Source organism: Amycolatopsis mongoliensis (assembly GCF_030285665.1).
Taxonomy (GTDB): Bacteria; Actinomycetota; Actinomycetes; order Mycobacteriales; family Pseudonocardiaceae; genus Amycolatopsis; species Amycolatopsis mongoliensis.
Genome location: NZ_CP127295.1, coordinates 6,953,142 through 6,976,831, shown reverse-complemented (window position 1 = coordinate 6,976,831; position 23,690 = coordinate 6,953,142). Strand labels below are relative to the sequence as shown.

The window sequence follows — 23,690 nt, the reverse complement described above, 5'->3', positions numbered from 1 at the left end:
GGGTTCGCGGGGTCCTGACACAGTGACCGGCCATGGGGACCGTCGAGCTGCTGACCGCCGGGGACGTCGAGCTCATGCAGGGCCTGGCGCAGCACATCACCGCCACCCGGCCGGAGCTGGTGAACGGCGACGCGTCGTACGGCGAGCTGGCCTGGAACTGGGGCCGCGGGCACGCCGACCACAACGCGAGCTGGCCGCGCCGGCTGTGGTTCTCCGGTGACGAGCTGGTGGCGTGGGGCTGGGCCCAGCTCCCGCACCGGGTGCGGCGCAACGACAGGTCGGTGAAGGACGTCACCGGCGCGTCCCTGGTGCACCAGGTCCACCCGGACCACGCCGGGCTGATCGACGACGTGATCGCCTGGTTCGACGCGACGGCGGGCGACATCGAGCGCACGGCGCTGCCGGGCGCGGCCGACGAGTTCGCGCTGGCGCGCTGGGCTGCCCACGGCTACGAGCCCGACCCGGGTGCCCTCGGCGACCAGGGGTCGTGGACCCAGCTCAACGAACGCGAACTCGCCGAGATCGAGGAACCGGTGCTGCCGGCGGGGTTCCGCTTCCGTACCGCGGAGGAAGCCGGGCCGGAAGCCGCGGTCGAGGCCCATCTGGCCGGCTGGTCCCCCTCGGCGTACACGGCCGCGAGCTACGAAGGAGTCCGGCAGACCCCGGCCTACCGCGGCGACCTGCACGTGCTGGTGGAGGCACCGGACGGGACGATGGCCGCCTCGGCGATCCTGTGGCTCGACGAGGTGAACAAGACCGTCGAGTTCGAGCCGGTCGGGACGCACCCGGACCACCGGCGCCGCGGGCTCGGCCGGGCGGTGATGCGCACGGGATGCACCGGGCCCGGGACGCGGGAGCGCGGCACGCTACGGTCGCCTGCCTGGGCGCGCCGGGCCACCCCCGGGCCCGCGGGCTGTACTTCGGCGTCGGCTTCCGGGAGCTGTCCCGGGATGCGCCGGTGATCAAGACCGCGGGCCGAGCGGCCCGCCCCGCCCGCGAGTCCACAATGGACACAAGCGTTCCCGCGGGCGGGGTTTGACGACGCCGGTGGTGGGGTATTCCCCAACCCCGCGATTCCACGCTGCCCCCGCCGCCCGGACGAGTCATGGGCCGTGGTCGCCCGGCCTGGGCTGTGAGGCAGCGATGACACTGGACGGCACCGCCGGGACGCCCCGGCTCGAAGCGGTAGCTCTCGGCGCGAAGGTCTTCCGACCGCCCTGGACGGCGTTCGCCCTGGTCCTGGTCGTCGTCGCGGACCAGGTGACCAAGGCATGGGCCTGGCGCGAAGTGCCCCGGGCGCACATCAACTTCGGCGGCAACCCGCTGGTCGGGCCGGTCGTCGGCGCCTGGTACGCCGGTCCGGTGACGGGGGCGGTGCTCGACCTCGCCGGCAGCGCGACGCTGACCGCCGCGATGCTGCTCCTCCTGCGCCGCCGGCACCCGGTGCTCCTGCGGGCGTCGGCCGCGCTCGCGATCGGCGGCTGGACGAGCAACCTGCTCGACCGCCTCGGGCTGCACCACCTCACCGCGCCGGGCAGCGTCCGCGGCGCCATCGACTTCGTCCCGCTCGGCAAGTACACCTTCAACGTCGCGGACTTCTTCATCGTCGGAGCGACCTTGGTGTTCGCCCTCGCCCAGGGTTACCGGTGGGCCACGGCGAAGCTGTCCTGCACCGGCGCCGACATCCCCCACCCGCCGCTGCGGCTGCGCACCCCGGCGCGCATCCTGACCGTCACCGGCGCCGCCGTGCTCGTCGCCGCCGTGACGCTCGGGGCCACCCACTACGGCGGGGCGACGCACCCTCCGCGCGCCCACCGGACTTCCGCGGACCGGTGAGCCGGCGGTTCAGTCCGCGGGACAGCGGAGCCAGGTGTTCCCCGCGATGAGCCGGACGGTGAAGCCGGTCTCGTCGCGGTGCAGGGTCACCTGGCTGCAGATCTGGTGCGCGATCCACAGCCCGCGGCCGCCGATCTGCCGGCCGGCCGGCAGCAGTCCGGCGAACGGGTCGCCGGGGCCTTCTCCGGTGTCGTGCACCGTCACGACCATGTGGTCGGCGTCCGCCCAGATCCGCATCGTCACCGGCGGGCGGCCGTGGCGCACCGCGTTGTCGACGATCTCGCTGACCGCCAGGACGAGGTCGTCGATTTCGCCGGCGGGCAGGTCGGTCTTGGTGATGTCGAGAACGGCGCGGCGGGCGGCCGGGGGCTGCGGGTCGGTGAACTCCACGAGCGGAAGGGCGTGCTGGATCGGGTGGGGCGTCATCGGCCGCGGGTCGGCCAGGAACGCCGGCGGGTCGACGTAGCCCGCGTTGCTCCGGTGCCCGCCGGGCGTGGCGACGAAAGGGTGCGTGCGGGCGACGTCGTCGAGCACGTGCCGCGGGGTGGTCCGCGTGTCGTAGGCGCACATGCTGCGCAGCGGGAACTCGTCGTAGGCGTGGTTGACCGCGGCCTCGTAGCGGGCCCACCAGTCCCATGACCGGTCGATCGCGGTGCGCGGGAGCTCGCCGAAGATGCGGATGCCGGCGGCGCCGCCGGCGACGAGCCCGGCCATCAGCTCGCGGTAGGACTTGATCGCGGCGGCGGGCCGCACGTAGACCTCGTCCACGGTCAGGTACCGCGCGTCCGCCGACGGGGAGAGCGCCCGGCGCACCAGCTCGGCCCGGTCCGGCGCCAGCGACACGAAGGTCGGCTCGCCCGCGGCCAGACCGCCTTCGAGGAACGGCACGGCGACGGCGAGCAGTTCGGCGTCCGAGCCGTAGTGGACGGCGGCGTGGTCGTAACCCCGGCGGGCGACCCCCGGGCCGGCGCTCATGACACGCGCTCCACCGGGACGCCGGTCAGGCCGCGGACCGGTGAAGACGGCCTGCTGTCCCGCTGTGTCGGCATCTGCACGGTCCGAGAGTACGCCGCCTCCCCACACCCGACGACGGCGATGCGGACCGTGCGCGCGCCGATCAGCTTCGCCCGGCAGGCCCTGCGCCGACCGCGGCTCGCGTGAGCACGCTCGCGGTGTGGACGATGCTCTCCACGGCCTCCCCGGCGGGCAGGCCGTGGAGATCGGTGAGCCCGAACAGCGCCTCGGCACTCATGACGACCGCGAGATCGCGCTTCAGCTGGGCCAGCGCCCGCTCGTCGAGCCCACCGAGCTCGGCCGGTGGCGCCAGCGCCGCGTCGATGAGGCCGAAGCGCAGGCCGGGCCGGGCGGTCGGGTCGGCGGGCCGGGTGATCGTCGCCGCGATCATGGCGCGGACCGCACCCTCGTGGGTCAGGACGTGCCGCAGCAGGTGCTCCGTCGCGGCGGCGACGCGGACGACGGGATCCGTGCGGCCGGCGAACGGCGCGAGCGCCTCGGCCGGGTCGAAGAGCGTCCCCGCGACGGCTTCCCGCAGGAGGCTCGCCAGGTCCGGGAAGTAGCGGTAGGCGGTCGCCTCGGACACCTCCGCGGCCTTGGCGACCTCGGGCATCGTCACCGTCCGGCCGTCCCGGACGAGCTCGGTCGCGGCCGTCACGATCGCGGTGCGCGTCCGCCGCTTCTGGTTGACCCGTCCGCCGTCCATCACTGCCACCTTCCACACCTGAGCCGACTCTCATCATAAGAGTCCACTTGCATGAACGCCAGATGAGGGTCTACCTTCCTCGTGACAGTTCACTCTCACAAGGAGCGGTATGACACGCATCGCGATCGTCGGCCCCGAAGACGGCGAGATCACCCTGACGGGCCCGATCCAGCTGCGGATCCTCGAGGACGGCAGCACCACCGAGCACCGGCTGGGCCTGGGCGAGATCGTCGTCGCCCCGCACACGCCCGGCCCGCCGCAGCACCGGCACGCCCAGCACGACGAGGGCTTCTACGTCGTGCGCGGCACGGTCCGCTTCACGGTGGGCGAAGAAACCCACGACGCTCCCGCCGGAACCCTGGTCATGGTGCCGCCGGGCGCACCGCACACCTTCGCGAACCCGGGCGACGAGCCCGCGGTCATCCTCAACACGTTCACCCCGGACCTCTACGTCCAGTACTTCCGCGACCTGCGCGCGTTCGCCGCCGAGACCGGGCGGCCCGCCCAGGGCGACGAGATCACCGAGCTCATGGCCCGCTACCACACCGAACCGGCGACGACCTACGCGAGCGAGACGCCGGTGACCACCGACGTCCGGCTCGACGACGACGTGGTCGTCCGGGTCGAAGAGCGCGGTGCCGGGCGGCCGGTCCTGCTCCTGCACGGCGGCGCGGGTCCCGCTTCGGTGGCCGGCCTGGCGGCCGTCCTCGCCGCGCGCGGGTCGAGGGTGCTCACGCCGGTCATCCCCGGCTTCGACGGCACCCCGGCCGCCGGCGGCGTCACCGACGTCCCCGCGCTGGCCCGGCTCTTCCGGCGCGTGCTCGGCGAGCTCGGCGTGCGGGACGCGCTCGTCGCCGGCAACTCGGTCGGCGGGTGGATCGCGGCACAGATGGGCGCCGACGAGCAGGCGGCCCGCGACGCCGGGGACGCTTCGGCGCACCGCGTCGGCCGGCTCGTGCTGCTGGACGCCGTCGGGATCACCGTCGACGGGCACCCGATCACCGATCTGTCGACGATCCCGCCGGACAAGCTCGCCGACTTCGTCTTCCACTCCCCCGACCGCTTCCGGCTGGACCCGTCGGTCCTGCCGCCGGAACGCCTCGCCGCGATGCAGGGCAACGCAGTGGCGTTGAACGGCTATGCCGGCGACCCGTACATGCACGACCCGGCCCTGCGGGCCCGGCTCGAATCGGTGCGGCTGCCGGTCCGGGTCGTCTGGGGCGAGAGCGACGGGATCGCCGACCTGTCCTACGGACGCGCCTATGCGGCGGCTTTCGCCGGGGAGAACGACGAAGGCGCCGAGTTCACCGTCGTGCGCGAAGCGGGCCACCAGCCGCAGCTCGAGCAGCCGGACCGCGTCGCCGATCTCGTCCTCGGCGCCTGAAGGGAGCCGTCATGGTCATCTCCCCACCGCGTGCCGAAGCGGCGGCGCCGATGAGCCCCACGCGGCTGCGCGCGGCGTTCGCCGTCCTGCTGCTGGGCATGCTGCTCGCGATGCTCGACACCACCGTCGTCGGCACCGCGATGCCGACGATCGCCGGCGCGCTCGGCGGCCTCGACCGGCTGGCCTGGGTCGTCACCGCCTACACCCTGACGACGGCCGCCTCGACCCCGATCTGGGGCAAGCTCGGGGATCTCCACGGGCGCAAAGGCGTGCACCTGAGCGCGATCGCGCTCTTCACCGTCGCTTCGGTGGCGTGCGGGTTCGCCCAGGACATGACGCAGCTGATCGCCTTCCGCGCGGTCCAGGGCCTGGGCGGCGGCGGGCTGGCCGTCGGCGCGCTCTCCCTGATCGGCGTCCTGGTCCCACCCCGCGAGCGCGGTCGCTACCAGGGCCTGACGGCGAGCGTGATGGCGGCCGGCCAGATCGGCGGCCCGCTCTTCGGCGGCCTCGTGACGAGTTTTCTGGGCTGGCGCTGGAACTTCTACCTCAACCTGCCGCTCGGCGTGCTGGTGTTCGCGGCCACCGCGCTCGTCCTGGTGGTCCCGCCGGTGCCCCGGCGCCGGGTGCACCTGGACGTCGCGGGCGCGCTGCTGCTCACCACCGCCGTGACCGGCTTGCTCCTGCTCACCAACGGCACCGGCCCGGCGGTGGCACTGGCGGCGATCACCGTCGTGGCGTTCGCGGGTTTCGTCGCGGTGGAACGGCGAAGCCGCGAACCGGTCCTGCCGCTCAGCTTGTTCGCCCGGCACAACATCCGGCTGACGACCGCGGTGATCTTCGTCGTCGGCGTGGTCAGCTTCGGCACGATCACGTTCGTCCCGCTGTTCCAGCAGACCGTGCAGGGCGTCTCGGCGTCCGGCTCCGGAACGCTGCTGTTGCCGATGACCCTGGCCGTCGTCGTCGCATCCCAGGTGGCCGGGCGCGTGAGCAGCCGGACCGGCCGGTACCGGCTCTTCCCGATCATCGGCACGACGGCGATGGCGGCGGGGTGCGCGGTGCTCGCGACCGGCCACGCCGGCACCCCGGTCTGGCTCACCAGCGGCGCGCTCGTGCTCGTCGGGACCGGCCTCGGCTTGAGCACGCAGCTGATGACGCTGATCGCCCAGAACACCGTGCCCGCCGAAGAGATCGGGGTGGCGACGGCGAACACGACCATGTTCCGCACGATCGGCGGCGCGGTCGGCACGTCGGCGTTCGGGGCGCTGCTGGCCACCGGCCCGCTGGTGACCGGGATGTCGCGCGTCTTCACCGTCGCCGCGGTCGTCGCCGGGCTGGCGGCCGTCGCGGCGTGGCGCATCCGGGAGGTCCCGCTTCGCTCCAGCACCCGGTGAAGCGCCGCGCTGTGGGGCCGCCGGCGTCGCCCGCGAAGGTCACCGCGGCCGGCCCCTTCCTGGGCACCGGTGAGCTGCAGCAGGTCATCGGGACGAGCGAGGACATCATCGCGACCGAGCAGCCGGTGGACCCGAGCTTCGTCCCGGCACCGAGTTCCAGTGCCGCTACGAGGGCAAGTACGTGTCCCCGTGGCCGCTCGATCTGTGGATCGTCGCCTCGGGCCGCTCCTACTCCCCGGCCAAGGCGATGGCGAACTCCGAGAAGGACTGCACCGGGCCGGTGACGACTCTGCCCGGCATCGGCGACGGCGCGTTCTTCTGCACCGTGGCGGACGACGAGGAGCTGGTCATGACCGGCAAGCGGAGCCACGGCCAGAACCGGACCGCGCACATCTCCCTGCGCAAGCACCGCGCCGAGGTCTACACCGGCCTGGCGAAGGTGCTCGCCGACCGGCTCTAGTGTCGCGCGTCTGAGGTTCGTTGACAGCGGCCCGGCCCTGCGCGCCAAGGTGGCATCGGACCTGGATCTGCCGAGGGTCGCGGCGGCTGGTCCGGCGACATGAATGAGTCATTCATGTCGCCGGACGAGGTGAATGACTCATTCATGTCGTCGCGGGAGGGGCTGCACGGGCCGGGGTCTCGTGGCGCAGGCTCCCGACACCTCGAACGGCAAACAACCTGCAACGCGCGACACTAGCGCAGGAGGTCGCGGGTCAGCTCGAGCTGGCCGTGGTGCTGCGCCAGTTCCTCGTACACGTGCTGCAGCGCGCCGCCTTGGGAACGGCCCGCCGGGGTGTCCGCGTACTTGGCGGGCGCCGGCGCGCGCAGCGGCTCGGCGGGCTCGGCCGCCGCCAGATCCGCGCGCAGCCGGTCCTTGGCGGCGGCGACCCGCGAGAGCAGTGCGTTCACCGGGCCCGACGCGGTGAACTCGGCGTCCCGGTCGCGCTCCACCGCACGGCCGGCGACGAGCGAGCCGGCCCAGAACTCGAGCACGCCGAGGCAGTGCGTGACGATCGCGTAGGGCGTGTTCGCCCCGGGTAGCGGCGGCCGCCGGTTGGCCCGCTCGTCGCCCAGTTCCGTGAGGATCGCCGCCATCCCGTCCAGGGCCCGGCCGGCGAACCACAGGTAGTCCTCGTCACTGATCCGCATCCGCACTCCCCGCTCACCCGTCGAAGCCGGTGGCGCCGTCGCTCTGCTCGCGGAGGATGTCCGCGTGCCCGGCGTGCCGCGCGGTCTCCTCGATCAGGTGGACGTAGATCCACCGCAGCGACACCCGGCCGAGCCGGGGCATCGGCACGGTGTCGTCGAGCGCGAACCGGGCGGCCACGCGCCGGGACTCCGCGCAGGCGCGTTCGTAGTCCGCGACGAGGTCGTCGACGTCGGTCACCGCGTCGACGGTCCAGCCGTCGTCGTCCCGCACGCCCGCTTCCGCCGCGGGCCGCCCGTCCAGGACGCCGAGGAACCATTCCCGCTCGACCGACGCCAGGTGCCGGACGAGACCCGCGAGCGTCGTCGGCGACGGCACCAGCCGCCGGCACGCCGCTTCCGCGGACAGCCCCGCCACCTTCCGGACGACGATGCCCCGGTACAGGTCCAGGAACGTCTCCAGCACCTCGCGTTCGCCGCCGGCGGCGACCTGCTCGTCCGGGGTAAGCGGTGGCGTCACACCCCGACCTTACGGCGTGGCTGTGGATCGGCTTAAGAAACACCCCGCCCCCTCGCCGCGACGCCGTCCCGCGCCGCAGGATCGGAGGCATGGTGGTGCTCTCCGAACGAGCGGCCGTCCGCCGGCTGCACGACCGCCTCGGCTTCGGGCCCCGGCCCGGTGATCTCGACCGGGGCTTCGCCGAGACCCGCGACCGGCTGCTCGGCGGCGGCGGCCCGGACGCCGGGGCGGCCGCGACGCCGATGCCCGAAATCGGCCCGCCGCCGGGCAAGCCCGGCAAGAACGCGGACCAGGCCGAGAAGCAGCAGGCGAGAAAACAGGTGCAGGCCCAGGCGGCGCAGGCCGCGGGCTGGTGGCTGGACCGGATGGCCGCCGCCGACGTCGCGTCGGTGGAACGGCTCACCTGGTTCTGGCACGGCCACTTCGCCACCAGTGAACAGAAGGTCCGCAGCCCGCGGCTGATGCTCGCGCAGAACCGGACCCAGCGCGAGCACGCCCTCGGCAGCTTCACCGACCTGGCGCGCGCGATGGTCGTCGACCCGGCGATGCTCCTGTGGCTCGACGGCAGCAGCAACAAGGCGGGCAAGCCGAACGAGAACCTCGCCCGCGAGTTCATGGAACTGTTCACCCTCGGCGTCGGGCACTACTCCGAGGACGACGTCCGTGAAGCCGCGCGGGCGCTCACCGGCTGGTCGGCCAAGCGCGACACCGACGGCGCGCAGCTGATCGCCAAGCGGCACGACGACGGCGTCAAGAAGATCCTCGGCGCCAGTGGCGACTTCGACGCGCAGTCCTTCGCCGACCTCGTGCTCGGCCGGCCCGAGTCGGCGTCGTTCGTGGCCGGGCGGGTCTGGTTCCGGCTCGTGTCCGCGGCCCCGCCGCCCGCGGACGCCCTCAACCGGCTGGTCGCCGCGTACGGAAGCCGCCGGGACATCCGGGCGCTGCTGCGCGCGGTCACCGACGAGCCGGCGTTCCGCGACAGCGCGACGTCGCTGGTCAAGCAGCCGGTCGAATGGCTGGCCGGGCTGCTGCGCGCCCTCGGCGTCCGGCCGGGGAAGCTGGACGACAAGACCCGCGCGCAGCTGCTGACCGGGCTGCGCGGGATGGGCCAGGTGCCGTTCCAGCCCCCCAGCGTCGGGGGCTGGGCGGCGGGCGGTGCCTGGCTGACGACGTCCGCGGGCGTGGCGCGGCTGCACCTGGCGCAGCTGGTCGCCGGGCACGCCGACCTCGGCGCGGTGACCAAGGCACGCGACAAGGCCGCCGCGATCGGGGACCTGCTCGGCGTCGACGCCTGGTCCGACCGGACCCGCGCCGCGCTGGCGAGCGTCGCCGGCAACGTGCGTCAACTGTCCACAGTGGCCGCCTGTGCCCCCGAATACGCAGTGAGCGGGTGACGATCGTGCAGCAGGTGAACCGACGCCGGTTCCTCACCGCGACCGGGGTGACGGCCGCGGCGGCGCTCGCCGCCGGGGCCACCCAGGTCGACTGGGGCCACCTCATGTCGGCGGCCGGGGAGAACCCGCTCGACCCGGACGCGGGCGTGCTGGTCGTCGTCACGCTCTACGGCGGCAACGACGGGCTGAACACGGTCGTCCCGGCGAGCGACTCCGCCTACCTGAACGCCCGGTCCGAACTGGCGTACCAGCCCGAAGAGGTGCTCGACCTCGGCGAAGGACTCGGGCTCAACCCGGGCATGAAGGGGTTCAAGAGCCTTTGGGACGGCGGGCAGCTGGCCGTGCTGCGCGGCGTCGGCTACCCGAAGCCGGACCACAGCCACTTCCGGTCGATGGCGATCTGGCAGACCGCGTCGCCGGAGACGTCGGTGCCGACCGGCTGGCTCGGCCGCTGGCTGGACGCCACGGGCGACGATCCGCTGCGCGCGGTGTCCGTCGACCCGGTGCTGCCGCCGATGCTGGCCGGGGAGCGGACCGCCGCCGCGTCGCTGCCGGTCGGCGGGTTGAAGCTGCCGGAAGGCGCGCTGGGCAAGGCCTTCGAGGACCTCGGCGCGGCGCAGCCCGGCGAAGGGTTCTGGCAGGCGCGTGCGGCGCGTTCGGTGAACGACCTGCACCGCGCGGTCCGGACGCTCGGCGGGTCCGAAAAGGACAAGGGGAAGACCCAGCCCCGCAAGGGAGAGCTGGCCGCACAGCTCGACGTCGTGGCCGGGCTGATCGAAGCGGGCGTGCCGACGCGGGTGTATTCGGTGTCGCTGGGCGGGTTCGACACGCACGCCGACGAACGCGGCACCCAGCAGCGGCTGCTCACCGAGCTGGACGGCGCGCTGGCGCCGTTCGCGCAGCGGCTGGCGAAGTCCGACCGCGGCAAGCAGGCCACGGTGCTGGTGTACTCGGAGTTCGGCCGCCGGGTGACGGCCAACGCGAGCCAGGGCACCGACCACGGCACGGCGGGCCCGGTGTTGGTCCTCGGCCCGAAGGTGAAGGGCGGGTTCCACGGCGCGGAGCCGAGCCTGACCGACCTCGACGACGGCGACCTCAAGCTGACGACGGACTTCCGTGACGTCTACGCGAGCCTGGTCGAGGACGTGCTGGGGACGGACGCCGGCAAGGTCCTGCCAGGCCACAGTGGACGGATGACCGGCTTGTTCACCTGACGCGGTCAAGGACGTCGTGAGTGGGAAACAGGGTTAGAACACTGTTTCTCACTCACGACCCGGGAGCTGCGGCAGCCCGGCCAGCCGGAACCGCGCTCCCCCGCCCGGTGCCGCTTCGCACCACAGGTCACCGCTGTGGGCCCGGGCGAAGCCGCGCGCGATCGGCAGTCCGAGGCCGGATCCGCCTTGACCACCGCGGGCCGCGTCGAGGCGGACCAGGCGGTCGAAGATCCGCTCGCGGTCCGGGCCCGGCACGCCCGGACCGGTGTCGGTCACCGTGATCCCGTCCCCGGTGACCTCCACGGTGAGCCTGCCGCGGCCGTCCATCGCGTGCACGGCGTTGCCGGCCAGGTTCGCCACGATCTGCGTGAGCCGGGCGCGGTCGCCGAGCACCCGCGTATCCGGTCCGGAGACTTCGACCTCGACCTCCGGCGCGGTCAGCCGCACCTGCTCGGCTTGGGCCCGCACCAGTTCGAGCAACGAGACCGGGGTCCGCTCGAGCTGCGCGCCGGCGTCGAGCCGCGCGAGGTCCAGCAGGTCGGCCACCAGTTTCCCGGCGCGCCGCGATTCGCGGACCACCAGCAGCTGCAGCTGCTCACGCTGGTCCGAGGGCGCGTCGGGCGGCTGTTGCAGCAACGCCTCGGCCGCGGCCTGTACCCCGGCCAGCGGCGTCCGCAGCTCGTGGGCCGCGTCGGCGACGAACTGGCGGGTGCGCTCCTCCGAAGCCCGCGCCGCCCGCTCCGCGCCTTCGAGGGCGTCGAGCGCGGAGTCGAACGCGGCCGCCGCGCGGCCCAGCTCGGTGCCGGTCCGCTCCGGCGCGAGCCGGCCTCCGCGGCCGCCGGAGACGATCGTGCGTGCCAGCCGCGTCATCGCGTCGAGCGGCGCGAGCGCGAACCGCACGGCCAGCAGCAACGCGACCGCGGCGACGAGCAGGGCCGCCAGGCCGGTGCCGAGCAGGACCCACCGCAGGCTCTGCTCGGCCGCCGCCACCAATGACTCGTCGGCGGTGAGCGTCAGCTTCGCGCCGTCGATCCGCGCCGGACCGGACAGCGTCGCCCGCACCTGCCGGATCCGCGCGTCCGGCGGCAGGTCGGCCGCGCCGAGGAACGTCCCGTCGGGCAGCGCCAGCGACGCCTGCACGCCGCGCGTCTCCAAGCGCCGCAGCAGGTTCTGCGGTGCCACGTTCTGCTTCGCCAGCTGCTGGGCCAGCTGCACCCGCGCGGTGAGCACGGCGTTGACGTCCCGCTCGGCCTGCGCGCGGAACACCGCGTCGACGACGATCCCGACGGCGACCAGCACGATCGCCAGGACCACCAGCACGGTGACGGTGACCCGCCGGCGCAGGGACGTCGTCCGCAGGCCGGTCACGGGTCCCCGCGCAGGACGTACCCCTGGCCGCGGACGGTGTGCAGCACGCGCGGGCCGTGCGCTTCGAGCTTGCGGCGCAACGTGCTCACGTTGACCTCGACGAGGTTGGCCGCGTAGTCGCCGTAGCCCCACACGGCAGTGAGGACCTGGGTCTTGGAGACCACCCGGTCGCGGCGCTCGGCGAGGTGGACCAGCAGCTTCCACTCGGTCGAGGTCAGCTCGACGTCGGCGGCGCCGTAGCGGACCCGGCCGCCCTCGACGTCGACCACCAGGTCGCCGATCTCGATGGCCGGCCGGGTGCGGCCGGTGCGGCGCAGCACGGCGGTCACCCGCGCGACGAGCTCGGCGAGCACGAACGGCTTCACGACGTAGTCGTCGGCGCCTTCGCCCAGGCCGCGCAGGCGGTCTTCGACGCCGTCCCGGGCGGTCAGCATCACCACGCCGGCGGCCGAGTGCCGCCGGAGGACGCGCAGCAGCTCGAACCCGTCGCGGCCGGGCAGCATCACGTCGAGGACGACGAGGTCGGGACGGGCCCGGGCCAGCTCGGCCTCGAGCCCGGCGCCGTCGGCGCACGCCCGGACCGAGAACCCGGCAGTGGTCAGCGCCGCCGCCACCGGCACGCGGATCGCTTCGGCGTCCTCGATCACGAGGATGCGCGGGGCGGTCGGCTCGTCCACCCGTTCAGCCTAGTCGTCGCCCGCACGGCGACCACTCCCCGCGAGCCGGGCGCGCCGGGTGCGGGAACGGGCGGCGGCCGGTGATTGGGGTCGAGGCCGCCGCCCGTTCGGCAGCGACGATCCCGGCATGGGGGTGGTGGGATCGCCGCCGGTCCGGGGTGGGTGGATCAGTGCGCGGGACGGGTGGCGGGCGGTCCGGACGGATGAGTGCTCGGCCGCCCGGCCGGGTGGGTGCCGGGCGGACCGGCCGGGTGGCTCTTGCCGTTGTCCGGGTGGCCCGGGTCGGACGGTGAGCCGGTGGCGTGCGCCGGCTTCGAAGCTTCGTCTTCGAGCACGGCCGCGCAGTAGCCGTCGACCTTGGTCCTGTCCCCCGCGGCCGTGATCAGCTCGGTGAACGCGGGGCTCTCGAGCGCCTTGCCGTGCTCGGCCTTGTCACCGGCGTCGTAAGCACGGCACAGGCCCACCAGCGAGGGTGACGGCGCGGGCTGGTGCCCCGTCGGGGTCCCTTCGCGCGCTTGCGTCGTGGTGGACACGGCCGAAGAGCCGGTGCCCGGGTGGTCCCGGTCGGACGCCGGGGCGGGCGGCGCGGAACCGCCGGCCGGGAGCGGCAGCACGCCGGTGACGGCGGCCGCGGCCACCCCGCCGACGGCGAAGATCGCCGCCGCGGCGGCCGCGACCTTGGCCGCGCGCAGCTTCGTCCCGGTGCTCTTGAGCATCGACGGGCTCCGGGATCGAGGGGCACGGGCGTGAGCTGCCTCGAGGAACGCCGTCACGGCCGCTTGTTCCCCAGCTAGCTCGCCGTCGCGCGGTGGGGCGGCCGCGGCGGCGAGCAAGCTGGTCAACGCGTCCGCGCCGTCGACCGGCGCACCCCGCAGCACCTGCTCCGCGGTGTGCCGGCCGATCCGGCGTCCTCGCTGCTTGCTCATCACACCTTCCTCAGCGCCAGGGCGCCCGAAAGTGTCACACCTGCCCGCCGAGGCGGTCGGCGAGCGTGCGAAGTCCCCGGTAGGCGGCGGTGCGGACGGCCCCCGGGCGCTTCCCGAGCACCGCCGCGGCGGCCTTGGCGTCGAGACCGACCACGGCCCGCAGCACCACCGCTTCGGCCTGGTCGCGCGGCAGCGTCGCGATCAGCGCCAGCGCCGCTTCGGTGGTCGTCGCTTCGATCGCCGCCCCGGCCGTGTCGTCGGGTCCGGGCCGCTCGGAAAACCACTCGTCCGGCGCGTCGGCGATCGGGCGGCGGCGCTGGTGGCGCAGGTGGTCCAGGGCCCGGTGCCGTCCGATGGTGGCGGTCCAGGCACGGAACCCGTCCAGGTCACCCCGGAACGCGGCCAGGTCCCGGGTGATCTGCAGCCACGCCTCCGAGGCGACGTCCTCGGCGTCCTGCCCGACGAGGATCCGCAGGTACCGGCACAGTCCCGGCTGGACCGACCGGTACAGCTCGCGGAAGGCGCCCTCGTCACCCCGCTGCGCCCTCGCGAGCACAGCCGACAGAGCGGCGTCCGCCACCGGCTCAGCCGGCGTCCGCCCGGCACGGTAAGGGACCGAGTCCAGCACCACAAGCATCCTTCGCGGTCAGCCCCACCGCATCATCGGCGTCATCATGATGCATCCACCCGGCTCGCGAAAGCCCGGACCCGCTTCCCGGACCACCGGGCGTTCCGGCCCGGCCCGGTGGGGCCCCGAAACCGGTCAGGAAGAGATTTCCACCTCCAGCCCCATGAGCCGGACGGTGCGCCGGCGGCGGAGCCAGCCGCGGGCGGGCGCACCGTCCGGGAGCTCGTCGAGGATCGCCTTGCGCTGCGCCGAGGTCGTCGAACGCCAGCGCATCGCGAGCACCGGGCGGACCGGTGCGATGAACGGGCGCACCCGCTCGTGCGCTCCGGCCAGCCGGATCTCGTAGTCGCGGTCCGGCCGGTACGCGAGGTCCAGGTCGATCAGCGGCTCGGCGCCGCCGGCGCGGTGGTGGCACCGCGCAAGCACGCGCGCGAGCTCGTCCAGCGCGACCTGCAGGGTGCAGGGCATCTGGTCCTGCCAGCGGCCCAGGCACGGGGCGTTCACCGCCGCCGCCGTGACGTCGGACGCGAGCACGACCAGGGCCCGGACCGGCGTCCCGGCGAGCTCGACGCGGATCCGCCGCCCATCCGCGTCGACGGCGAAGCGCAGCACCCGGTCGGCCACGACCGCACCCGAGCGCAACCGCACCCACTCCTCGACAGCGTCGGGCGAAGGGCAGGACGACACGAAGGTGAACGCCAGCTCGTCACCGGCGAGGGTCATCGCCACCGGGAACAACGAGCCGAGGTCGTGCATCAACGCCGAGCCGATGACGAGTGCGGCGCGGGAGCCGCCTCCGGTCATCCCCCTCTCCTCCTCCCCGAGCTACACCTGCAGGTCGGCTTCGATGCGTTTGAGATAGTGACGGGCCAGCGCGAGGTTCGCCCGCTCCCGGTCCAGCACCAGGTACAGGAACAGCGAGTTCCGCGACGTGTTGATCAGCCGGATCAGGTGGTACTGGCGGTGCAGCGTGATCAGCATGTCCTCGATGGTGTCGTTGAGCGCGAGCGAGGACATCACCCGCAGCTTGGCCCGCACGACCTCGGTGTTGCCGGCCGCGGCGACCTCCAGGTCGAGCCACTCGCCGCCCCCGCTGGTGCCGAGCGACATCCCGCTCTCGTAGTCGACCAGCGCGACGCCGACGGCGCCGGTGATGGACATGGCTTCCTTGAGCGCGGTGTCGATGTTCATCATCATGGTTCTTCCTTCCGTTGAACTTTCTTGCTAGGCAGCCAGGATCGTGCCGATGCGCTCGATGACGGGCCGGGACTCGAACAGGAGGCGCCCGACGTTCAGGCCCTTGTCCCCCAGGACGACCATCAGCGCCAGCCGGCCGACGGCGTAGACGGCCATGTAGCCGTCGCTGCCGAACACCACGGTCTGGCTGAGCGTGCCCTTCCCCGTCATTTCGGCGGCCTGTCGCGCGATCCCGAGATCGGCGGCGGCGAGCGCGGAGATCTTCGCCGGATCGATGTAGTCGTCCGCATCGGCGATGATGGGTATCCCGTCGACCGCGGCGAGCACCGTTCCGGTCACCCCGGTGACGCTTTCCCGGAGATTTCGCAGCTCAGCGGCCAGTGCGTCGAAGTCCAATTCTCTTTTCTTTCTTTCGGAATGACTGGTCACCCCGGACGGGCGCAGTAACTCCGGACGAAGCCATAGGCAAACCGGTGACCGAAGAGATGATCAGCCGTTCGGGTTGCCCTGTCGCGGGGGACCCTACAGCCATCATCACTTCGCGCCTATCCAAGGTGGATGCTCACCCCGTGCCTTTACACGATCGGGTGAAGCGGGCTGATTGTTGTAACCAAAAATAATTCACCGACGGGGAGCACGTCCATTGATCACGCCGCCCGCAGTGGCGGTGTTTCCAATTTTCGGGGAAGCGGCTGAAATGCAGTGATGCCGTCAGGGTCGCCCAATCACGGTTGTATCTCTGCGTGACCGGTGGTTCACTTTCACCCATTCGCTGCGCGGCGACCGCCGGGATCCCGGGCGGAGGGTGCCGTCCGCTTCGCCGGCTGCCCCGCCGGTCACCTCGGCCGAAAGAACGAGGTCCGGCGGTACCTTCGGCCGAGGTGACCGGCCGCCCCACTCCCCTAGCTTGATCATCGAGCGGGAGCGAGGAGTTTCAATGATCGTGTCAAGCAGCAGCCGTGACCGGCGGTGAATGATGGAACTCACGACCATCGCGCAGCAACGCCCACATGACGTCGACCAGGCGGCGGGCCAGTGCGATCAACGCCTGGGTGTGCCGTTTCCCCTCACCACGTTTGCGCAGGTAGAAAGCCCGGGAGGGACCGTCGGGACGTTTGATCGCCGACAACGCAGCCAGGTAGAACACCCGGCGCAGCCCACGGTGATAGCGCTTCGGCCGGTGCAGGTTGCCCCGCACCCGCCCGGAATCACGCGGCACCGGCGCCAGCCCGGCATAGGCCGCCAGATGCGCGGAACTGCCGAACGCAGCCCGCAGATCACCGCCGGTCCCGGCCAGCAGCGAAGCACCCAGGATCGGACCGAACCCGTCGAGACTGGTGATGCGCCCCGCGTCGGGATGCTCACCAAATCGGTCAGCGAGCTGCTTGCCCAGATCCTTGATCTCCCGATCCAGCTCCAAAAGCTGCCGCGCCAGCCGCGCGATCAGCGGCGCGGTCACCGATTCCTGCGGCAACGCAACGGTTTGCTCGGCAGCGGCAGCAAGGGCCTTGTCCACCATGGACGGAATACCCCTGGCCCACGCACCGTGCTCGTCCAGGTAGGCCGACACACCGGCCGCCCCGGCAGCGCGGATCCCGGCCGGGGTCTGGAAACCGGTCAGCAGCACCAGCGCCGAGCGGGTGGAGTAATCGAACGCCCGCTCCAGCGCAGGAAAAATACTCGCCAGCAGCTCACGGATCCGGTTGACCCCGCGCACCCAGTCAGCCATCAGGTCCTCCCGCCGCGCGGTGAGCACCTGCAGATCGGTCACCACCGCATCCGGGCTGGTGATCGGGGTCAGATCACCGCGCAGACGCGCGGTTTCGGCGATCGTGCGGGCGTCTTTGGCGTCGGTCTTGCCCTCACCGACGAACGCACCGGCCATCCGGTTGACCAGCCGGCCCGGCACCGACACCACCGGCTGTCCGGTGGCCAGCAACAGGGTGATCAGCAAACCGGCCGCACCGGAAGTCATGTCCACTGCCCACACCACCTCGGACGCTTTCGCGGTGGTGCGGGCGATCAGCTGCTCGATCGGGGCCTGCCCGTTGGCCACCTTCCGAGAGAACACGATCTTGCCGGTCTCATCCACCGCGCACGCGTGGTGGAAACCTTTGCCGACGTCGATCCCGACCCACACCTTGCCCACGGCCACCCGGCCTGTCCTCCCGTCTTCCCAGCTCACCCCGTGGACGACCCGCCGGCATCTCCATAAACAGCGACCGAGCGCAGATCTCAATCAGCGGCCAGGGCGTCCAGAACGACAGAGCGGCCACTCCTCAGAAGCCACCTCACGAGGCAAGACATCATCAGCCACACCCCATCGCCCTGGGCATCCAGAACATCCCGTCCTGAACACCAACAATCTTATGGAGCCATCATGAAGGTGCACACCAAGAGGGCCGGAGTCATCGCCGTCGCGGCCGGGGCCGCGGTGGTGGCGATCGGGGCGACCGTGATCGCCACCGCCGCCGACCCCGTCGCGCCGGAGGTCGTCGGCGCGACCCCGGCCGAGGCCGGGCACGAGAACCAGGGCAAGTACACCGCCGGGGACTACGTGCTCACCGTCCACGAGCTGAACGACGACGGCGAAGGCATGGGCACCACCATCGGCCCGCACACCGCGTACTACTCGAAGACCCTGCACGGCACCGGCTCCTGGACGCCGACCGTCATCAAGTTCTCCGCCGGCCGCGACAGCGACGCGCCGACGGTGTTCACCTACCCGGTTCCCGGGCCGGGCAAGGGCGTCGACTGCGTCGCGTCCGGCACCGAGGCCGCACCGCAGGTCCGGTGCGAGACCAAGGTCAGCGGCCGACCGTGAAGTGCCGGTCCGGGCCGGCGTCTTCGAGCTCGTCCAGCACGGCGGCGGCGAGGTCTTCGGCCGAGATGCCGGAAGTTCCGTCCGGTCGCGCGAGCAGCGTCGTCGTGCCGCGGCGGTAAACCCCGGTCCGCACACCGGGCTCCAGCACCGCCGGCGGGCTGAGGTAGACCCAGTCGGCGGCCGGGTGCGCCCGGCAGGCCTCCAGCTGCGCGGCGCTGGCCGCGGCGATCGCGCGGTACCGCGCCGGGACGTACCGCGGGTCGTCGAGGACCAGCCCGCCACCGGGCACCCGGAGCGGGGCCGCGCCGCCGACGACCAGGACGCGGGTGCCCGCGGCCGCCGCCGCGTCGAGCAGCGCCGTCGTCGTGGCGGCGACGGTGTGTTCCTCGCCCGGCGCGGGACGGGCCGCGGCCACGACCGCGTCGGTGCCGGCGAACAGCGCGGCCATCCGGTGCGGGTCGCCCGCGTCCGCCTCGACGACGGTGACGCCCGGTACTTCGAGCCGTCGCGTCCGCACGATCGCGACGAGGTCGTGGCCGCGCCGGGCGGCTTCGGTGAGGACGCGGGAGCCGACCACGCCGACGGCGCCGACGACGGCGATCTTCACGGGAGGTTCCCTTTCCGGGTGCGCGGATCGGGGAGCTGGCCGGCGACGAGCGCGGCCAGCGCCAGCGCGAACCCGGCGAGCTGGACCGGGCCGAGCGTCTGGTGCAGGACGACCGCGCCGAGGACGGCCGCGACCAGCGGGGACAGCAGCGCCAGCACGGCCACCGACGCGACCGGCAGCGTGGTGACGCCGCGGAACCACAGGGCGTAGGCGAGCAGCCCGCCCACCAGGCCCAGCCAGAGGTAGCCGAGCACGGCGCCGCCGTCGATCGAGGGTGGTGCGGCCTCGAAGACGGCCGTGAGCGGCAGCAGGAAGAGCCCGCCCGCGGTGAGCTGCCAGCCCGCGAACGCCGTCGGGCCGACCCCGGTGGGCCGACCCCAGCGCTTCGTCAGCGTCACGCCGAACGCCATCGTGACCGCGCCGCCCAGGCCCGCCGCGACGCCGACACCGTCGAAAGCCGCAGCCGGCCCGATCACCACCAGGCCGACGCCGGCCATCCCGGCGACGCCCCAGCCCAGCCGCCACCCCGACAGGCGTTCGCGGAGCACGCCGACGGACAGGACGGCGACGACGAGCGGCTGCGCGGCGGCCAGCGTCGCGGCCACCCCGCCGGGCAGCCGCTGGGCGGCGACGAACAGCAGCGGCAGGAACAGCCCGATGTTGAGCACGCCGAGCGCGGCGGCCTTCCCCCACCAGGCTCCCCGCGGCAGCGTCCGGGTCAGCGCGAGTGCGATCAGCCCGGCCGGCAGCGCCCGGAGCAGGCCGGCGAACAGCGGGTGGCCGGCGGGGAGGAACTCGGTGGTGACGAGGTAGGTGGTGCCCCACACCGCCGGTGCGAACGCCGTGAGCGCGATGCGCGGCAGGTCCGGGCGGCGGGTTTCGCCGGGGTCCGCCCGCAGGAGGTGGCTGGTCATACCGAAATCTCACCGGAGCGTGATCGATGAGTCCAACACATGTTCGTCACCGCAGCGATCGTGATCCAAGATGGATGCGTGGAACTCCAGCAGCTGCGGTACGTCGTCGCGATCGCCGAGACGACCAGCTTCACCCGCGCCGCCGAGCGGTGCCTGGTCGTCCAGTCGGCGCTGAGCCACCAGGTCGCGCGGCTGGAGCGTGAGCTCGGCGCGCGGCTGTTCGACCGGACCAGCCGCCGGGTGCGCCTGACCCCGGCGGGCGAGGCGTTCCTGCCGGCGGCGCGCCAGTGCCTGGATGCGGCGGAGCGGGCGGCGGCCGAGGTCGCGGCCGCGGTGGGCGAGGTGCGCGGGCGGCTCGCCGTCGGGCTGATCCCGACGGTCACCGCGGCCGACGTCCCGGCCACCCTGCGCGAGTTCCACGACCGGTTCCCGCAGGTGCGCATCAGCCTCCGGGTGGGCGCGAGCGACGACCTGATCGAGCAGGTCCGCGACGGCACCCTCGACGTGGCGTTCCTCGGCCTGCCCACGACGGCCCGCCCGCGCGGCGTGGCGGTCCACGAGCTGGCTCGCGGCCACCTGATCGCGGTGGTGGCCCCGGACCACCCGCTGGCCGGCGAAGCGACGGTCGGCCTGCGGCGCCTGGCGTCGGAGGTGTTCGTCGACCTCCCGGCGGGCACGGCCGGACGCGCGCAGTCCGACCAGGCGTTCGCCGCGGCGGGCCTGGACCGCGAGGTCGCCTACGAGGTGACGAGCGCGGACTACGTGCCGCGCCTGGTCGGCCCCGGGCTGGGGGTGGCGATGCTGCCGTCCGGCTACGCCCCGCAGCTGACGGGGGTGGTGACGATCGAGATCACCGACGCCCCGGCCCGGGTGGAGTACGTGATCTGGGCGGAGACGAACCCGACCCCGGCGGCGACTGCTTTCGTCGAGCTGCTGGGCATCGACGCCGGGACGGGCTGACACTCGGGTCGTGAGTGGTGATTCGGGTTAGAACCCGAATCACCACTCACGACCGCGGGGCGTCACATCTTCTCCGCGCCCGCCTTCACCGCCTCGCGGATCCGGGCGTAGGTGCCGCAGCGGCAGATGTTGCGGATCTCGTCCAGGTCCGCGTCGGTGATGTCGCGGCCCGCTGCCTGCGCCTGGCGGACCTTGGCCACCGCCGCCATGATCTGGCCCGGCTGGCAGTAGCCGCACTGGGCGACGTCCATCTCCAGCCACGCCTCCTGCATCGGGTGCAGGTCCTTGCCCACCGTCGCGGGGAGGCCTTCGATCGTCGTGATCTCGTCGGTCTCCTTGATGTCGGCCACCCGCACCGAGCACGGGTTGAACGCCTTGCCGTTGATGTGGCTGGTGCACGCCTTGCAGACGTCGAGCCCGCAACCGTACTTCGGGCCCTTGATGCCCAGCAGGTCGCGCAGGACCCACAGCAGCCGGAGGTCGTCGTCGGCGTCGACGGTGACCACCTTGCCGTTGACCTTGAACGTTTGGTTAGGCACGGCGAGCTCCTAGAAGGCGTGGTCGAGGCCGTCGGTCGGCGACGGCGGAGTGGACGGCTGGACGGGCAGCGGCTCGAAGCTGAGCGTGCCGTGGTTGATGGGGAACGAGGTCGGCATCTTGCCGACCGCGCGGGCGTAGGCGCAGGCGACGGCGGCGAACGACGGCGCCACCGCGAGCTCGCCCGCGCCGCTGGGGCTGGACGAGGTGTTCGGCATGATCACGACCTGCGTCTCGGGCGGGGTGTTCCACTCGCGCGTGTAGAAGTAGTTGTCCCAGCTGCCTTCCAGCGGGAGCCCGTCCTTGATGTGGATGCTGGAGGTGAGGCACATCGCGATGCCGTCGTTGAGGCCGCCGATCATCTGCGCCTCGAGACCGCGCGGGTTGATCGCGAAGCCGGGGTCGACGACCACGAGCGCCTTCGTCACCCGCGGGCCCGTGACGCCGTCGCGGATGGGCCGGTTGACCGTCTCCGGCCGGCAGTCGATCTCCACCAGCACCGCGACCGCGCCGCGGTATTCGGCGTGCAGCGCGATCCCCTGCGCCGTGCCGGCCGGCATCGCCCGGCCCCAGTTCCCGACCTGGACGGCCTTGTCCAGCACCGCGCGCAGCCGGTCGTCCTTGAGGAACTCGCGGCGGAACGCGACCGGGTCCTTGCCGAACTTCTTCGCCAGCTGGTCGACGACGAGCTCCTCGGCCGTGACCACGTTGGGCGAGTAGATGTTGCGCATGCTGCCGGTGTTGAACTTCAGCGGGATCTCGTTGAGCAGCTGGGTCGTGACGCCGAAGTTGTACGGCGAGGACTGGCTCAGCAGGAAGATCGACTCGGCGAAGCTGAGGTTGCCGCCGATCGGGAGCTTCGCGGCGGTCGCGGTGATCATCTCGCCCAGCCCGTGGCTGAACTCCGTCTGCACGCTCGTGTGGCGCTGTTCGAAGCTGACCACGTTGCCGAGCAGGTAGGTGGCCCGCACCCGCGACACGCACATCGGGTGGATGCGCCCCTGGCGGAAGTCGTCGGTGCGCGACCACATCAGCTTGACCGGCTTGCCCATCTTCTGCGACGCCTCCGCCGCTTCGGCGGCCGCGTCGTGGAACAGGTGCCGCCCGAACGACCCGCCGCCCTGGGTGACGTGCACCGTGACCGCGTCCTGGGGCAGCCCCAGCAGCTTGGCGATCTCCTCCTGGGCGACGATCGGCACCTTCAGGCACGACCAGATCTCCGCGCGGTCGGCGCGGACGTCGGCGATCGCGGCGCCGGTTTCCAGCGGGCTGTTGCTGGCGGCGGCGAAGGTGAACTCGGCGTCGATGTACTGGTCGAGCAGGCCGGGCACGGCCATCGGCAGCTGCGCCGCCTTGAGCTTCTTCAGCACGGTCGCGTCCGACTCGCCGTCGACCGTGCCCGCGCCCCAGGTCACCTTCAGCGCCCGGATCGCGTCGATGCACTGGCCGAACGTGCGGCCGCGGACCGCGACGCCGTGCGAGATCGCGGCGACGTCGGTGATCCCGGGCATCGCCTTGACCTCGGCCGCGTTGAGGATCGCGCGCGGCGTGCCGTTGATCGTGGGCGGCCGGGCGACCATCGTCGGGAGCGCGCCCGGGACGTCCAGGTCGAGGGTGAACTGCTTGCGGCCGGTGACCGCGGCGTGCGCGTCGAGCCGGTTCTGCGGCGTGCCGAGCACCTTGAACTCCGACTGCGGCTTGAGCGTCGCGGCCACGCTGATCGTGGTGGCGGAGGCCGCGGCCTTCGCCAGCGAGCCGTAGCTCGCCGTGCGGCCACCGGAGCCGCGGACGACCCCGCCGGACGTCGTCAGCTGCGAGGCCGGCACGCCCCACTGCGCGGCGGCCGCGGCGATCAGCCGCTGCCGGGCGATCGCCGAGGCGGTCCGGACCGGCGTGTAGATGCTGCGCATCGAGTTGGAGCCGCCGGTCAGCTGGTTCATCAGCAGCTCGGGGCGGGCGTCGGCGAGCGTGACGTCGATCTTGTCCAGCGGGAGGTCGAGCTCCTCGGCGATCATCATCGCGACGGCGGTGGTCATCCCCTGGCCGACCTCGCAGCGCGGCACCGCGAACGCGGCCCGGCCGTCGGCGCCGATCTGCACGCTGATCAGGCCGGACGTCGGCAGGGCGGCGAGGTTCTGCAGGTCGCCGAGGTCGAAGATGTCTTCGGGCTGCGGCAGCGACGGGATCGCCGCGTCGGCCTTTCCGGGAGCGAGCTCCGCGGCCCCGACCTGCGCGGCGACGGCGAGCGTCGGCGCGGCGAGCACGAAACCGAGGAAACGGCGGCGGGCCATCGAGCGCGGCTCGGACCCGGGTGAGGGGACGGCGGGGTCGTGTTCGGGCATGAGCGGCTGGGACCTCTCGAACGACGGTGTGGGAGAAGCGCGGGCCGGAGCACCGCCGAGCCGGAGTGTTACACACATCACGCCGCCGAATGAAGCATCTGAGTG

25 protein-coding genes are annotated in these 23,690 nt (G+C 72.8%); 9 read left to right on the top strand and 16 right to left on the bottom strand.

The genetic code is table 11. The features are described 5' to 3' along the window. Positions 1-32: 32 nt before the first annotated feature. Positions 33-962: a GNAT family N-acetyltransferase gene (locus tag QRX60_RS33495; protein WP_285995432.1), complete on the top strand. Its 930-nt coding sequence runs from the start codon at positions 33-35 to the stop codon at positions 960-962. Between the two features lie 181 nt (positions 963-1,143). Then, positions 1,144-1,836: a signal peptidase II gene (locus tag QRX60_RS33490; protein ID WP_285995431.1), complete on the top strand. Its 693-nt coding sequence runs from the start codon at positions 1,144-1,146 to the stop codon at positions 1,834-1,836. A 9-nt stretch (positions 1,837-1,845) separates the two neighbouring features. Here the strand turns inward: QRX60_RS33490 and QRX60_RS33485 are convergent, their stop codons facing one another. Continuing rightward, the gene (locus tag QRX60_RS33485; protein ID WP_285995430.1) at positions 1,846-2,811 is read right to left on the bottom strand and encodes a sensor histidine kinase; all 966 of its coding nucleotides are present in this window, start codon (positions 2,809-2,811) and stop codon (positions 1,846-1,848) included. A gap of 142 nt (positions 2,812-2,953) precedes the next feature. Continuing rightward, a complete protein-coding gene (locus QRX60_RS33480) occupies positions 2,954-3,556 on the bottom strand; it encodes a TetR/AcrR family transcriptional regulator (protein ID WP_285995429.1) in 603 nt (200 codons plus the stop codon). A 109-nt stretch (positions 3,557-3,665) separates the two neighbouring features. Here QRX60_RS33480 and QRX60_RS33475 point away from each other — a divergent pair, with 109 nt between their 5' ends. The 3 genes from QRX60_RS33475 to QRX60_RS33465 all read left to right on the top strand — a co-directional run bounded on the left by QRX60_RS33475 (position 3,666) and on the right by QRX60_RS33465 (position 6,791). After that, complete coding sequence (locus QRX60_RS33475) at positions 3,666-4,940, top strand: alpha/beta fold hydrolase (protein ID WP_285995428.1); 1,275 nt, start codon at positions 3,666-3,668, stop codon at positions 4,938-4,940. An 11-nt stretch (positions 4,941-4,951) separates the two neighbouring features. Beyond that, entirely contained in the window at positions 4,952-6,331 is a 1,380-nt protein-coding gene (locus QRX60_RS33470) for an MDR family MFS transporter (RefSeq protein ID WP_285995427.1), read from the top strand. Positions 6,332-6,512: 181 nt separating this feature from the next. After that, positions 6,513-6,791, top strand: coding sequence for a hypothetical protein (locus tag QRX60_RS33465; protein ID WP_285995426.1), 279 nt, complete (start codon positions 6,513-6,515; stop codon positions 6,789-6,791). Between the two features lie 233 nt (positions 6,792-7,024). Here QRX60_RS33465 and QRX60_RS33460 read toward each other — a convergent pair whose 3' ends face one another. Further along, a complete protein-coding gene (locus tag QRX60_RS33460; protein WP_285995425.1) occupies positions 7,025-7,480 on the bottom strand; it encodes a DinB family protein in 456 nt (151 codons plus the stop codon). Between the two features lie 13 nt (positions 7,481-7,493). Continuing rightward, complete coding sequence (locus QRX60_RS33455; protein WP_285995424.1) at positions 7,494-7,997, bottom strand: DinB family protein; 504 nt, start codon at positions 7,995-7,997, stop codon at positions 7,494-7,496. Between the two features lie 89 nt (positions 7,998-8,086). Here QRX60_RS33455 and QRX60_RS33450 point away from each other — a divergent pair, with 89 nt between their 5' ends. Together QRX60_RS33450 and QRX60_RS33445 are read left to right on the top strand one after the other, a co-directional pair. Further along, positions 8,087-9,391, top strand: a complete 1,305-nt coding sequence (locus QRX60_RS33450) for a DUF1800 domain-containing protein (protein ID WP_285995423.1) — start codon at positions 8,087-8,089, stop codon at positions 9,389-9,391. After that, complete coding sequence (locus QRX60_RS33445; protein WP_285995422.1) at positions 9,388-10,605, top strand: DUF1501 domain-containing protein; 1,218 nt, start codon at positions 9,388-9,390, stop codon at positions 10,603-10,605. The genes QRX60_RS33450 and QRX60_RS33445 overlap by 4 nt, the downstream gene beginning before the upstream one ends. Before the next feature lie 48 nt (positions 10,606-10,653). Here QRX60_RS33445 and QRX60_RS33440 read toward each other — a convergent pair whose 3' ends face one another. The 8 genes from QRX60_RS33440 to QRX60_RS33405 all read right to left on the bottom strand — a co-directional run bounded on the left by QRX60_RS33440 (position 10,654) and on the right by QRX60_RS33405 (position 17,556). Then, complete coding sequence (locus QRX60_RS33440) at positions 10,654-11,973, bottom strand: sensor histidine kinase (protein WP_285995421.1); 1,320 nt, start codon at positions 11,971-11,973, stop codon at positions 10,654-10,656. Continuing rightward, entirely contained in the window at positions 11,970-12,650 is a 681-nt protein-coding gene (locus QRX60_RS33435) for a response regulator transcription factor (protein WP_285995420.1), read from the bottom strand. Before QRX60_RS33435 ends, QRX60_RS33440 begins: the two co-directional genes overlap by 4 nt. A gap of 167 nt (positions 12,651-12,817) precedes the next feature. Next, positions 12,818-13,576 carry a hypothetical protein gene (locus QRX60_RS33430; RefSeq protein WP_285995419.1) on the bottom strand — a complete coding sequence of 253 codons (759 nt, stop codon included), beginning with the start codon at positions 13,574-13,576 and terminating at the stop codon, positions 12,818-12,820. Positions 13,577-13,610: 34 nt separating this feature from the next. Beyond that, complete coding sequence (locus QRX60_RS33425) at positions 13,611-14,204, bottom strand: RNA polymerase sigma factor (RefSeq protein ID WP_285995418.1); 594 nt, start codon at positions 14,202-14,204, stop codon at positions 13,611-13,613. A gap of 135 nt (positions 14,205-14,339) precedes the next feature. After that, positions 14,340-15,008: a hypothetical protein gene (locus QRX60_RS33420; RefSeq protein WP_285995417.1), complete on the bottom strand. Its 669-nt coding sequence runs from the start codon at positions 15,006-15,008 to the stop codon at positions 14,340-14,342. Positions 15,009-15,029: 21 nt separating this feature from the next. Further along, a complete protein-coding gene (locus QRX60_RS33415; protein WP_286003752.1) occupies positions 15,030-15,395 on the bottom strand; it encodes a hypothetical protein in 366 nt (121 codons plus the stop codon). Positions 15,396-15,428: 33 nt separating this feature from the next. Next, a complete protein-coding gene (locus QRX60_RS33410; RefSeq protein ID WP_285995416.1) occupies positions 15,429-15,797 on the bottom strand; it encodes a roadblock/LC7 domain-containing protein in 369 nt (122 codons plus the stop codon). Positions 15,798-16,347: 550 nt separating this feature from the next. After that, positions 16,348-17,556, bottom strand: coding sequence for an IS110 family RNA-guided transposase (locus QRX60_RS33405; RefSeq protein WP_285995415.1), 1,209 nt, complete (start codon positions 17,554-17,556; stop codon positions 16,348-16,350). Between the two features lie 225 nt (positions 17,557-17,781). On the opposite strand from QRX60_RS33405, the gene QRX60_RS33400 reads away from it, so the two are divergent. Further along, on the top strand, positions 17,782-18,225 hold the full coding sequence (locus QRX60_RS33400) for a hypothetical protein (RefSeq protein ID WP_285995414.1): 444 nt from the start codon (positions 17,782-17,784) through the stop codon (positions 18,223-18,225). On the opposite strand, the gene QRX60_RS33395 is transcribed toward QRX60_RS33400, so the two are convergent. Beyond that, positions 18,209-18,832, bottom strand: coding sequence for an NAD(P)-dependent oxidoreductase (locus QRX60_RS33395; RefSeq protein ID WP_285995413.1), 624 nt, complete (start codon positions 18,830-18,832; stop codon positions 18,209-18,211). The two genes, QRX60_RS33400 and QRX60_RS33395, sit on opposite strands and share 17 nt — an antisense overlap. Continuing rightward, the gene (locus QRX60_RS33390) at positions 18,829-19,746 is read right to left on the bottom strand and encodes an EamA family transporter (protein WP_285995412.1); all 918 of its coding nucleotides are present in this window, start codon (positions 19,744-19,746) and stop codon (positions 18,829-18,831) included. The genes QRX60_RS33395 and QRX60_RS33390 overlap by 4 nt, the downstream gene beginning before the upstream one ends. Before the next feature lie 78 nt (positions 19,747-19,824). Between QRX60_RS33390 and QRX60_RS33385 the strand changes: the two genes are divergently transcribed. Beyond that, positions 19,825-20,706 (top strand): LysR family transcriptional regulator, encoded by an 882-nt coding sequence (locus QRX60_RS33385; protein WP_285995411.1) that lies wholly within the window; start codon positions 19,825-19,827, stop codon positions 20,704-20,706. A 62-nt stretch (positions 20,707-20,768) separates the two neighbouring features. Here QRX60_RS33385 and QRX60_RS33380 read toward each other — a convergent pair whose 3' ends face one another. Continuing rightward, the gene (locus QRX60_RS33380) at positions 20,769-21,245 is read right to left on the bottom strand and encodes a (2Fe-2S)-binding protein (RefSeq protein ID WP_285995410.1); all 477 of its coding nucleotides are present in this window, start codon (positions 21,243-21,245) and stop codon (positions 20,769-20,771) included. Between the two features lie 9 nt (positions 21,246-21,254). Continuing rightward, positions 21,255-23,585, bottom strand: coding sequence for a molybdopterin cofactor-binding domain-containing protein (locus QRX60_RS33375; RefSeq protein WP_285995409.1), 2,331 nt, complete (start codon positions 23,583-23,585; stop codon positions 21,255-21,257). Between the last annotated feature and the right edge of the window lie 105 nt (positions 23,586-23,690).